The following is an 11,633-nucleotide window of genomic DNA, read 5'->3' on the forward strand; positions in this document are numbered from 1 at the left end:
GTTAAATTGTCATTGTGGTAATGTAATGTGGTAAGCGAATCGCTAGACCGGGCCGCAATGGTAGCCCAAAACGATGACTATACACAAAATCATTCAGGTTGCGTTTAGCGACCCGAAAGAGGATGTGATTGACGCCCGGGAGGGGAATAATGACGCAGACGGCGAAAGTATTGCTGATCTATGCCCATCCGGAATCACAGGACTCGGTCGCTAACCGGGTTTTGCTCAAGCCGGCTTTGCAGTTAAGTAACGTGACCGTGCACGATCTGTACGCGCACTATCCTGATTTTTTTATTGATATCCCGCGCGAGCAGGCGCTGCTGCGCGAGCATGATGTCATTGTCTTCCAGCACCCGCTTTATACCTACAGCTGCCCGGCGCTGCTCAAAGAGTGGCTTGACCGCGTACTCAGCCGCGGCTTTGCCAGCGGTATTGGTGGCAATCAGCTGGCAGGAAAGTATTGGCGCAGCGTTATCACAACCGGTGAACCGGAAAGCGCCTATCGTCATGACGGGCTCAACCGTTATCCGATGAGCGATATTCTGCGCCCGTTTGAACTCACCGCCGCTATGTGCCATATGCACTGGATGAGTCCGATAATTGTTTATTGGGCGCGACGTCAGCCGCCTAATGAACTGGCAAGCCAGGCGAAAGCCTACGCCGACTGGCTGGCGGCGCCGATAACGGCAGGAGGGCGATGATGGAAGGCTCTGATTTATTGCTTGCGGGCGTACTGTTCCTCTTTGCGGCGGTCGCCGCGGTGCCGTTGGCAGCGCGGCTTGGGATCGGTGCGGTGTTAGGTTACCTGCTGGCGGGGATAGCAATTGGCCCCTGGGGGCTCGGGTTTATTAGCGACGTTGACGAAATTCTCCATTTCTCTGAACTGGGCGTGGTGTTCCTGATGTTTATCATCGGCCTGGAGCTGAACCCGGCCAAGCTGTGGCAGCTGCGGCGGCCCATTTTTGGCATCGGGGCCGCTCAGGTTATTTTCAGCGCGGCAATCCTCGGCGGTCTGCTGATGCTAACTAACTTCTCGTGGCAGGCGGCGGCAATTGGCGGGATTGGTCTGGCGATGTCGTCAACGGCGATGGCCCTGCAGCTGATGCGTGAAAAGGGCATGAATCGCAGCGAAGCGGGGCAGCTCGGCTTCTCGGTGCTGCTGTTTCAGGATTTGGCGGTGATTCCGGCGCTGGCGCTGGTGCCGTTGCTGGCGGGGGCCGGTGACGAGCATTTTAACTGGCAGACCGTGGGGCTGAAGGTGCTGGCTTTTGCCGGCATGCTGATCGGTGGGCGCTACCTGCTGCGTCCGGTATTCCGCTTTATTGCCAGCTCAGGCGTGCGCGAGGTGTTTACCGCCGCCACGCTGCTGTTGGTGCTGGGCTCGGCGCTGTTTATGGATGCGCTGGGGCTGTCGATGGCCCTGGGGACCTTTATTGCGGGCGTGCTGCTGGCGGAAAGCGAATACCGTCACGAGCTGGAAATCGCCATTGAGCCGTTTAAAGGGCTGCTGTTGGGCCTGTTCTTTATTTCGGTGGGCATGTCGCTCAATCTCGGCGTGCTTTACAGCCACCTGCTGTTGGTCATTGGCTGCGTGACGCTGCTGGTAGCGGTGAAAACGATGGTGCTGTATCTATTGGCCCATCTTAACGGGATGCGCAGCGCGGAGCGGATGCAGTTTGCCGGCGTGCTGAGCCAGGGCGGGGAGTTTGCCTTTGTGCTGTTCTCCGCGGCATCGTCGTTTAAGGTCTTTAAGGGCGACCAGATGTCGCTGCTGCTGGTGACCGTCACCCTATCAATGATGACGACACCGCTGTTGATGAAGGTGGTTGACCGGGTGCTGGCGCGCCGCTTTAACGGGCCGGAAGAAGAGGATGAAGCGCCGTGGGTGGATGACGATAAACCGCAGGTGATCGTCGTAGGTTTTGGTCGTTTTGGTCAGGTAATAGGGCGCCTGCTGATGGCTAACAAGCTGCGCATTACCGTACTTGAGCGCGATATCAGCGCCGTTAAGTTGATGCGTAAATACGGCTACAAGGTGTATTACGGCGATGCGACTCAGGTTGAGCTGCTGCGTTCGGCTGGGGCCGAGCAGGCGCAGTCGATCGTTATCACCTGCAACGAGCCGGAAGATACCATGAAGCTGGTGGAGATCTGCCAGCAGCACTTCCCGCACCTGAAAATTATGGCCCGTGCGCGAGGACGTGTGGAGGCGCACGAACTGTTGCAGGCGGGCGTGGTACAGTTTTCCCGCGAGACCTTCTCCAGCGCGCTTGAGCTGGGGCGTAAGGCACTTATCTCGACCGGTATGCATCCGCATCAGGCACAGCGCGCGCAGCTGCATTTTAAGCGGCTGGATATGCGTATGTTGCGTGAACTCATGCCGGTACACAGCGACACCCAACAAATTTCGCGCGTGCGGGAAGCGCGGCGCGAGCTGGAGGAGATCTTCCAGCGTGAAATGCAGCAAGAGCGACGGCAGCTGGACGGCTGGGATGAATTTGAATAGAAGGTGAAGCATGGCGGTACGTAAACGTTTTATCGCGGGCGCAAAATGCCCGTCGTGTCAGGCGCAGGACTCGATGGCGATGTGGCGCGAAAATAATATTGATGTAGTTGAATGTGTTAAGTGCGGGCATCAGATGCGCGAGGCCGATAAAGAGGCGCGCGATCATGTGCGCAAAGAGGAACAAGTGATCGGTATTTTTCATCCGGAGTAGCGATCCGTGCTGTCTTTTTTTAAGCTTATGGGTACACGGGTGTAGAATTCCGCTACAATCTGCGCCACTAAAATATTCCCATGCTCAGGAGATATCATGAAAGTAGCAAAAGACCTGGTGGTCAGCCTGGCCTATCAGGTACGTACAGAAGACGGTGTGTTGGTTGATGAGTCTCCGGTAAGTGCTCCGCTGGACTACCTGCATGGTCACGGTTCCCTGATCTCCGGCCTGGAAAACGCGCTGGACGGTCACGAAGTGGGTGATAAATTCGACGTTGCTGTTCAAGCTAACGACGCTTACGGTCAGTATGATGAAAACCTGGTGCAGCGCGTTCCTAAAGACGTGTTCATGGGCGTTGACGAACTGCAGGTTGGCATGCGCTTCCTGGCAGAAACCGACCAAGGTCCGGTTCCGGTTGAAATCACCGAAGTGGAAGACGATCACGTTGTGGTTGACGGCAACCACATGCTGGCTGGCCAGAACCTGAAGTTCAACGTGGAAGTTGTCGCTATCCGCGAAGCAACCGAAGAAGAACTGGCTCACGGCCACGTACACGGTGCGCACGATCATCACCACGATCACGGTGAAGATGGCTGCTGTGGCGGTCACGGCCATGACCACGGTCACGACCACGGCGGCGAAGGCTGCTGCGGCGGTGGCGGTAAAGGCAACGGCGGCTGCGGTTGCCACTAAGCCGTCTGTTTGCCTGATGGCGCTGCGCTTATCAGGCCTACGGCAGGCCGGATAAGACGTTGACGTCATTATCCGGCACAAAAAAAGCGGGGAAACCCGCTTTTTTTACGCCTCAATAGTGGGGCGGCGGCGTCTCTTCGGACTGAGACGCGATATTTGACGGCTGGCTGGCTTTCAGCTTTTCCGTCAGCAGGCGCAGATGCTCGCGCAGTTTGGCCATTTCCATTTCATGGGCAGTGACCGTCTGGTTGAGGTCATCAATGGTGATTTCCTGGAAGGCCAGTCGGCTTTCCAGCTCAGCCAGACGCGCCTCGATTGTCGTTTCCTGCATGATGTCTCTCTCCCCTGTTATCGGCAAAAGCGTTACCGCCGCGGCGGATTCTACGCAACTTTATCCACCCGTGCAGCACTGCCGTACGTGAGCGGAAACTTATTTAAACAAAAAGAGTCTGAAAAGGGTCGATATAAGGCGCGTTCGTATGTAGATTTCCTCTACAACGTTCTATAGTACGCTTCTCATTTTGTTAACATGGGGCGAGAGGCCCCGGCCCTGGAGAGATGGATGAAATCACTGTTTAAAGTAACGCTTCTGGCAACCACAATGGCCGTTGCACTGAATGCGCCGATGACCTTCGCGGCTGACGCGGCGGCGAAAGCAGCACCGGCAGCAGAGAGCAAAGCGTCATTCAAAAATGACGACCAGAAATCTGCTTATGCGCTGGGCGCATCGCTGGGTCGTTACATGGAAAATTCCCTGAAAGAACAGGAAAAACTGGGTATCAAACTGGATAAAGACCAGCTGATCGCCGGCGTTCAGGACGCGTTTGCTGACAAGAGCAAACTGTCCGATCAGGAAATCGAACAAACTCTGCAGGCCTTTGAGACTCGCGTGAAGGCCTCCGCTCAGGCGAAGATGGAAAAAGACGCCGCTGACAACGAAGCGAAAGGCAAAGCCTTCCGTGAGAAGTTTGCCAAAGAAAAAGGCGTGAAGACCTCTAAAACCGGTCTGCTGTTCAAAGTAGAGAAAGAAGGCACCGGCGAAGCGCCGAAAGACAGCGATACCGTGGTGGTAAACTACAAAGGTACGTTGATCGACGGTAAAGAGTTCGATAACTCCTACACCCGCGGTGAGCCGCTGTCCTTCCGTCTTGATGGTGTTATCCCTGGCTGGACTGAAGGCCTGAAAAACATCAAGAAAGGCGGTAAAATCCAGCTGGTTATCCCACCAGATCTGGCCTACGGTAAAACCGGTGTTCCGGGTATTCCGGCTAACTCAACGCTGGTCTTCGACGTTGAGCTGTTAGACGTGAAACCGGCACCGAAAGCCGAAGCGCAGCCTGAAGCTGCACCGGCAGACAAGGCCGCTGCCGCGAGCCAAAAATAATAGTCAGATTGCCGCCGCCCACTGGGCGGCGGCTTTTTATTATCGGCAGGGTATAATTAATGCTGGAAAGCGCCTTATGCGCTGTATTACTTTAGATGCCCCTAATAGTGATGAGCCTGCCCTGACAACATAACGACAGGCTCCTGAAAAGGAGTGCTTTTTTTCATGTCCAGGTCGCTTTTAACCAACGAAACCAGTGAGCTTGATTTACTGGATCAACGTCCTTTCGATCAAACCGACTTCGATATCCTGAAATCCTATGAAGCGGTAGTGGACGGGTTGGCGATGCTCATTGGTTCCCACTGCGAAATCGTGCTGCATTCACTTCAGGATCTCAAATGTTCGGCTATTCGTATCGCTAACGGCGAACATACCGGGCGTAAAATTGGCTCGCCCATTACCGACCTCGCGCTGCGGATGCTGCATGATATGACCGGGGCGGATAGCAGCGTTTCCAAATGCTACTTTACTCGCGCCAAAAGCGGCGTGCTGATGAAGTCGGTTACCATCGCTATTCGCAATCGCGATCAGCGCGTGATTGGCCTGCTGTGCATCAATATGAATCTTGATGTACCGTTCTCGCAGATCATGAATACCTTTATTCCGCCTGAAACACCGGAAGTAGGCTCTGCGGTTAACTTTGCTTCCTCGGTTGAGGATCTGGTCACCCAGACGCTGGAATTCACCATTGAAGAGGTGAATGCCGATCGCAACGTTTCCAATAACGCCAAAAATCGCCAGATTGTGCTCAATCTTTACGAGAAGGGTATCTTTGATATCAAAGACGCCATCAACCAGGTCGCCGATCGTCTGAACATCTCCAAACACACCGTCTACCTCTACATTCGCCAGTTTAAGAACGGCGATTTCCTGGGACAGGATAAGTAATGCGTTTTGCCCTGATGGTGACCGGCCCGGCCTACGGCACGCAGCAGGCCAGCAGCGCGCTGCAGTTCGCGCAGGCGGCGCTGGCGGAAGGTCATGAGATAGCCTGCGTCTTTTTCTATCGTGAAGGGGTGTATAACGCCAATCAGCTGACGTCTCCTGCCAGCGATGAGTTTGATTTAGTTCGCGCGTGGCAGTCGCTGCATGATACGCATGGCGTGGCGCTGCATATTTGCGTGGCGGCGGCACTGCGTCGCGGCGTGTCCGATGAAACACAAGCCGCCCAGCTTGGCCTGCCCATGTTTAACCTACAGCCGGGTTTCTTGCTAAGCGGATTGGGTTCGCTGGCTGAAGCTACGCTGACCTGCGATCGAATGGTGCAGTTCTGATGAAACGCGTTGCGTTTGTTTTTTCCAGCGCGCCGCACGGCAGCGCTGCGGGCCGTGAAGGGCTGGATGCGCTGCTGGCGACGTCGGCCTTGAGCGAAGACTTAGGCGTCTTTTTCATCGGCGACGGCGTGTTTCAACTGCTCAGCCAGCAGACGCCTGGCGTTATTCTGGCCCGAGACTACATCGCCACGTTCAAACTGCTGGCGCTCTACGATATTGAAAACTGCTGGATTTGCGCCGCCTCGATGCGTGAGCGTGGTCTGGCGGCAGAGACGACGTTTGTCGCCGACGTTGAGCCGTTAGAACCGGATGCCCTGCGCGACCGGCTTAACGGTTACGATGTGATTCTGCGCTTCTGAGGCCCTTATGCTGCATACGCTCAGTACTTCTCCCTGGCATTCAGACATCGCGGGCATGATCCGCATGATGGCTGAAGGCGACGACCTGCTGCTGATCGCCGACGGTGTGTTGGCGGCGGTTGAAAACAGCCACTTCCTTGAAATTCTGCGCGCTGCCCCCATATCCATCCACGTGTTGAATGTAGATGTGCAAGCGCGCGGTCTTTGTGCTCAAATTTCGAGCGATGTCATCATGGTCAGCTATACTGACTTCGTCAGGTTAACGGTAAAACACCCGGTTCAGATGTCCTGGTAATGCCATACCGTTGTATATTTCTTGACACCCTTTCGGCATGGCCCTAAAATTTCGCGTCCTCATATTATATGAGGCGATTTATTACGTGTTTACGAAGCAAAAGCTAAAACCAGGAGCTATTTAATGGCAACAGTTAACCAGCTGGTTCGCAAACCACGTGCTCGCAAAGTTGCAAAAAGCAACGTGCCTGCACTGGAAGCCTGCCCGCAGAAACGTGGCGTATGTACTCGTGTATATACTACCACTCCTAAAAAACCGAACTCCGCACTGCGTAAAGTTTGCCGTGTTCGTCTGACTAACGGTTTTGAAGTGACTTCCTACATCGGTGGTGAAGGTCACAACCTGCAGGAGCACTCCGTGATCCTGATCCGTGGCGGTCGTGTAAAAGACCTTCCGGGTGTTCGTTACCACACCGTTCGTGGTGCGCTTGACTGCTCCGGCGTTAAAGACCGTAAGCAAGCTCGCTCCAAGTATGGCGTGAAGCGTCCTAAGGCTTAATGGTTCTCCGTTAAGTAAGGCCAAACGTTTTATATTAATGTCAAACTAAACTCTTTGAGTTTTGGACAATCCTGAATTAACAACGGAGTATTTCCATGCCACGTCGTCGCGTCATTGGTCAGCGTAAAATCCTGCCGGATCCTAAGTTCGGATCAGAACTGCTGGCTAAATTTGTTAACATCCTGATGGTAGATGGTAAAAAATCTACTGCAGAATCAATCGTATACAGCGCGCTGGAGACCCTGGCTCAGCGTTCTGGTAAAAATGAACTGGAAGCATTCGAAGTTGCGCTCGAAAACGTGCGCCCGACTGTCGAAGTTAAGTCCCGCCGCGTAGGTGGTTCTACTTATCAGGTTCCAGTTGAAGTTCGTCCGGTTCGTCGTAATGCCCTGGCAATGCGTTGGATCGTAGAAGCTGCTCGTAAACGCGGTGATAAATCCATGGCTCTGCGCCTGGCGAACGAACTTTCTGACGCTGCAGACAACAAAGGTACTGCAGTTAAGAAACGTGAAGACGTTCACCGTATGGCAGAAGCCAACAAGGCGTTCGCACACTACCGTTGGTAATCCCTTCGGAGTATTAGTCACCAGGCGGGCGCTTCAGCGAAGCAGCCCGCTTTGGGTTACTTAACTGAACGCCTAAAAAGATAAACGAGGAATCAAATGGCTCGTACAACACCCATCGCACGCTACCGTAACATCGGTATCAGTGCGCACATCGACGCCGGTAAAACCACTACTACCGAACGTATTCTGTTCTACACCGGTGTAAACCACAAAATCGGTGAAGTTCACGACGGCGCCGCTACCATGGACTGGATGGAGCAGGAGCAGGAACGTGGTATTACCATCACTTCCGCAGCGACTACTGCATTCTGGTCTGGTATGGCTAAGCAGTATGAACCGCACCGCGTAAACATCATCGACACCCCGGGGCACGTTGACTTCACTATCGAAGTAGAACGTTCCATGCGTGTTCTTGATGGTGCAGTAATGGTTTACTGCGCAGTTGGTGGTGTTCAGCCACAGTCTGAAACCGTATGGCGTCAGGCTAACAAATATAAAGTTCCACGCATCGCGTTCGTTAACAAAATGGACCGTATGGGTGCTAACTTCCTGAAAGTTGTTGGTCAGATCAAAACCCGTCTGGGCGCGAACCCGGTTCCGCTGCAGCTGGCAATTGGTGCTGAAGAAGGTTTCACCGGTGTTGTTGACCTGGTGAAAATGAAAGCCATCAACTGGAACGATGCAGACCAGGGCGTTACCTTCGAATACGAAGATATCCCGGCTGACATGCAGGAACTGGCTGACGAATGGCACCAGAACCTGATCGAATCCGCTGCTGAAGCTTCTGAAGAGCTGATGGAGAAATACCTGGGTGGTGAAGAACTGACTGAAGAAGAGATCAAAAAAGCTCTGCGTCAGCGCGTTCTGAACAACGAAATCATCCTGGTAACCTGTGGTTCTGCGTTCAAGAACAAAGGTGTTCAGGCGATGCTGGATGCGGTAATTGATTACCTGCCATCCCCGGTTGACGTACCTGCGATCAACGGCATCCTGGACGACGGTAAAGATACCCCGGCTGAGCGTCACGCAAGCGACGACGAGCCGTTCTCTGCACTGGCGTTCAAAATTGCTACCGACCCGTTCGTGGGCAACCTGACCTTCTTCCGTGTGTACTCCGGTGTGGTTAACTCTGGTGATACCGTACTGAACTCCGTGAAAACTGCACGTGAGCGTTTCGGTCGTATCGTTCAGATGCACGCTAACAAACGTGAAGAGATCAAAGAAGTTCGCGCGGGCGACATCGCTGCTGCAATCGGTCTGAAAGACGTAACCACTGGTGACACCCTGTGTGACCCGGATGCGCCGATCATTCTGGAACGTATGGAATTCCCTGAGCCGGTAATCTCCATCGCAGTAGAACCGAAAACCAAAGCTGACCAGGAAAAAATGGGTCTGGCTCTGGGCCGTCTGGCTAAAGAAGACCCGTCATTCCGCGTATGGACCGACGAAGAATCTAACCAGACCATTATCGCCGGTATGGGTGAGCTGCACCTCGACATCATCGTTGACCGTATGAAACGTGAATTCAACGTTGAAGCGAACGTCGGTAAACCTCAGGTTGCTTACCGTGAAGCGATTCGCGCGAAAGTTACCGATATCGAAGGTAAACACGCTAAGCAGTCTGGTGGTCGCGGTCAGTACGGTCATGTTGTTATCGACATGTACCCGCTGGAGCCGGGTTCCAACCCGAAAGGCTACGAGTTCATCAACGACATTAAAGGTGGTGTAATCCCTGGCGAATACATCCCGGCCGTTGATAAAGGTATCCAGGAACAGCTGAAATCTGGCCCGCTGGCTGGTTACCCGGTTGTTGACATGGGTGTTCGTCTGCACTTCGGTTCTTACCATGACGTTGACTCCTCTGAACTGGCGTTTAAACTGGCCGCTTCTATCGCCTTCAAAGATGGCTTTAAGAAAGCAAAACCAGTTCTGCTTGAACCAATCATGAAGGTTGAAGTAGAGACTCCGGAAGAGAACACTGGTGACGTTATCGGTGACTTGAGCCGCCGTCGTGGTATGCTCAAAGGTCAGGAATCCAACGTGACTGGCGTTGTGATCCACGCTGAAGTTCCGCTGTCCGAAATGTTCGGTTATGCAACTCAGCTGCGTTCACTGACCAAAGGTCGTGCTTCTTACTCCATGGAGTTCCTGAAGTACGACGATGCGCCGAACAACGTTGCTCAGGCCGTTATTGAAGCCCGTGGTAAATAATCCACAGGATTAAAACCTAAGTCCCGTGCTCTCTCCAAAGGGGAGAGCACTATAGTAAGGAATATAGCCGTGTCTAAAGAAAAATTTGAACGTACAAAACCGCACGTTAACGTCGGCACCATCGGCCACGTTGACCACGGTAAAACTACCCTGACCGCTGCAATCACCACCGTACTGGCTAAAACCTACGGCGGTGCTGCTCGTGCTTTCGACCAGATCGATAACGCGCCGGAAGAAAAAGCTCGTGGTATCACCATCAACACTTCTCACGTTGAATATGACACCCCGACTCGCCACTACGCACACGTAGACTGCCCGGGCCACGCCGACTATGTTAAAAACATGATCACCGGTGCTGCGCAGATGGACGGCGCGATCCTGGTTGTTGCTGCGACTGACGGCCCGATGCCGCAGACTCGTGAGCACATCCTGCTGGGTCGTCAGGTAGGCGTTCCGTACATCATCGTGTTCCTGAACAAATGCGACATGGTTGATGACGAAGAGCTGCTGGAACTGGTTGAAATGGAAGTTCGTGAACTTCTGTCTCAGTACGATTTCCCGGGCGACGACACTCCGATCGTTCGTGGTTCTGCTCTGAAAGCGCTGGAAGGCGAAGCAGAGTGGGAAGCGAAAATCATCGAACTGGCTGGCTTCCTGGATTCTTACATCCCGGAACCAGAACGTGCTATCGATAAGCCGTTCCTGCTGCCGATCGAAGACGTATTCTCCATCTCCGGTCGTGGTACCGTTGTTACCGGTCGTGTAGAACGCGGTATCATCAAAGTTGGCGAAGAAGTTGAAATCGTTGGTATCAAAGAGACTGCTAAGTCTACCTGTACTGGCGTTGAAATGTTCCGCAAACTGCTGGACGAAGGCCGTGCTGGTGAGAACGTTGGTGTTCTGCTGCGTGGTATCAAACGTGAAGAAATCGAACGTGGTCAGGTACTGGCTAAGCCGGGTTCTATCAAGCCGCACACCAAGTTCGAATCTGAAGTGTACATCCTGTCCAAAGACGAAGGCGGCCGTCATACTCCGTTCTTCAAAGGCTACCGTCCGCAGTTCTACTTCCGTACTACTGACGTGACTGGTACCATCGAACTGCCGGAAGGCGTTGAGATGGTCATGCCGGGCGACAACATCAAAATGGTTGTTACCCTGATCCACCCGATCGCGATGGACGACGGTCTGCGTTTCGCAATCCGTGAAGGCGGCCGTACTGTAGGTGCGGGCGTTGTTGCTAAAGTAATGAGCTAATTATTGCTTAATTAGCTTTGAGCTTAAAAAGGGCGCTTCGGCGCCCTTTTTGCTTTTCTGATGTTTATTACTGCGCATTTTTAACCGCACTCTTTATCTCTTTCGTGCTGCAATTTGCATGTCGCTATTGTAATCATAATTATTCTCACTTACACTTTGTTCAGAAATTGAACGGGAGTGGGTATGTACGTTTGTTTATGTAATGGCGTCAGCGATAAAAAAATTCGCCAGGCAGTACGCCAGTTTCATCCGCAGTCTTTCCAGCAGTTAAGAAAATGTATTCCTATTGGAAATCAATGCGGTAAATGCGTTCGTGCGGCCCGTGAGGTGATGGAAGACGAATTAATGCAAATGCCAGAGTTCAAAGAGATTGCCTGAGCCC

General features: G+C 53.3%; 15 protein-coding genes. 14 read left to right on the forward strand and 1 reads right to left on the reverse strand.

Annotated features, from left to right (window positions below; translation table 11 throughout):
- Window positions 1-149: 149 nt before the first annotated feature.
- From kefG to slyD, 4 genes are all read left to right on the forward strand, one after another.
- On the forward strand, window positions 150-701 hold the full coding sequence (gene kefG / locus H7R76_RS02200) for a glutathione-regulated potassium-efflux system ancillary protein KefG (protein WP_146145698.1): 552 nt from the start codon (window positions 150-152) through the stop codon (window positions 699-701).
- The gene (kefB, locus tag H7R76_RS02205; protein WP_106925164.1) at window positions 701-2,506 is read left to right on the forward strand and encodes a glutathione-regulated potassium-efflux system protein KefB; all 1,806 of its coding nucleotides are present in this window, start codon (window positions 701-703) and stop codon (window positions 2,504-2,506) included. Before kefG ends, kefB begins: the two co-directional genes overlap by 1 nt.
- A gap of 10 nt (window positions 2,507-2,516) precedes the next feature.
- Window positions 2,517-2,717: a YheV family putative zinc ribbon protein gene (locus tag H7R76_RS02210; protein WP_106925165.1), complete on the forward strand. Its 201-nt coding sequence runs from the start codon at window positions 2,517-2,519 to the stop codon at window positions 2,715-2,717.
- 96 nt (window positions 2,718-2,813) lie between these two features.
- Window positions 2,814-3,410 (forward strand): peptidylprolyl isomerase, encoded by a 597-nt coding sequence (slyD, locus tag H7R76_RS02215; protein ID WP_106925166.1) that lies wholly within the window; start codon window positions 2,814-2,816, stop codon window positions 3,408-3,410.
- Between the two features lie 112 nt (window positions 3,411-3,522).
- Here slyD and H7R76_RS02220 read toward each other — a convergent pair whose 3' ends face one another.
- Entirely contained in the window at window positions 3,523-3,741 is a 219-nt protein-coding gene (locus tag H7R76_RS02220; RefSeq protein WP_106925167.1) for a protein SlyX, read from the reverse strand.
- Window positions 3,742-3,972: 231 nt separating this feature from the next.
- Here H7R76_RS02220 and fkpA point away from each other — a divergent pair, with 231 nt between their 5' ends.
- The 10 genes from fkpA (at window position 3,973) to bfd (ending at window position 11,629) form a co-directional block, all read left to right on the forward strand.
- Window positions 3,973-4,794: an FKBP-type peptidyl-prolyl cis-trans isomerase gene (gene fkpA, locus H7R76_RS02225; RefSeq protein ID WP_182966886.1), complete on the forward strand. Its 822-nt coding sequence runs from the start codon at window positions 3,973-3,975 to the stop codon at window positions 4,792-4,794.
- Between the two features lie 165 nt (window positions 4,795-4,959).
- The gene (locus H7R76_RS02230; RefSeq protein WP_064541597.1) at window positions 4,960-5,682 is read left to right on the forward strand and encodes a helix-turn-helix transcriptional regulator; all 723 of its coding nucleotides are present in this window, start codon (window positions 4,960-4,962) and stop codon (window positions 5,680-5,682) included.
- On the forward strand, window positions 5,682-6,068 hold the full coding sequence (tusD, locus tag H7R76_RS02235) for a sulfurtransferase complex subunit TusD (protein ID WP_182966888.1): 387 nt from the start codon (window positions 5,682-5,684) through the stop codon (window positions 6,066-6,068). Before H7R76_RS02230 ends, tusD begins: the two co-directional genes overlap by 1 nt.
- Window positions 6,068-6,427, forward strand: coding sequence for a sulfurtransferase complex subunit TusC (gene tusC, locus H7R76_RS02240; protein ID WP_106925170.1), 360 nt, complete (start codon window positions 6,068-6,070; stop codon window positions 6,425-6,427). The genes tusD and tusC overlap by 1 nt, the downstream gene beginning before the upstream one ends.
- Window positions 6,428-6,434: 7 nt before the next feature.
- Window positions 6,435-6,722, forward strand: a complete 288-nt coding sequence (tusB, locus tag H7R76_RS02245; protein ID WP_106925171.1) for a sulfurtransferase complex subunit TusB — start codon at window positions 6,435-6,437, stop codon at window positions 6,720-6,722.
- 123 nt (window positions 6,723-6,845) lie between these two features.
- Window positions 6,846-7,220 (forward strand): 30S ribosomal protein S12, encoded by a 375-nt coding sequence (gene rpsL / locus H7R76_RS02250; protein ID WP_000246815.1) that lies wholly within the window; start codon window positions 6,846-6,848, stop codon window positions 7,218-7,220.
- A gap of 95 nt (window positions 7,221-7,315) precedes the next feature.
- A complete protein-coding gene (gene rpsG, locus H7R76_RS02255) occupies window positions 7,316-7,786 on the forward strand; it encodes a 30S ribosomal protein S7 (protein ID WP_035894363.1) in 471 nt (156 codons plus the stop codon).
- Between the two features lie 96 nt (window positions 7,787-7,882).
- Window positions 7,883-9,997 carry an elongation factor G gene (gene fusA, locus H7R76_RS02260; RefSeq protein ID WP_106925172.1) on the forward strand — a complete coding sequence of 705 codons (2,115 nt, stop codon included), beginning with the start codon at window positions 7,883-7,885 and terminating at the stop codon, window positions 9,995-9,997.
- 69 nt (window positions 9,998-10,066) lie between these two features.
- A complete protein-coding gene (gene tuf / locus H7R76_RS02265) occupies window positions 10,067-11,251 on the forward strand; it encodes an elongation factor Tu (protein WP_003031109.1) in 1,185 nt (394 codons plus the stop codon).
- A 183-nt stretch (window positions 11,252-11,434) separates the two neighbouring features.
- A complete protein-coding gene (gene bfd, locus H7R76_RS02270; RefSeq protein ID WP_035894970.1) occupies window positions 11,435-11,629 on the forward strand; it encodes a bacterioferritin-associated ferredoxin in 195 nt (64 codons plus the stop codon).
- Window positions 11,630-11,633 lie beyond the last annotated feature (4 nt).

The organism is Klebsiella sp. WP8-S18-ESBL-06, from assembly GCF_014169755.1.
Classification (GTDB): Bacteria; Pseudomonadota; Gammaproteobacteria; order Enterobacterales; family Enterobacteriaceae; genus Kluyvera; species Kluyvera ascorbata_B.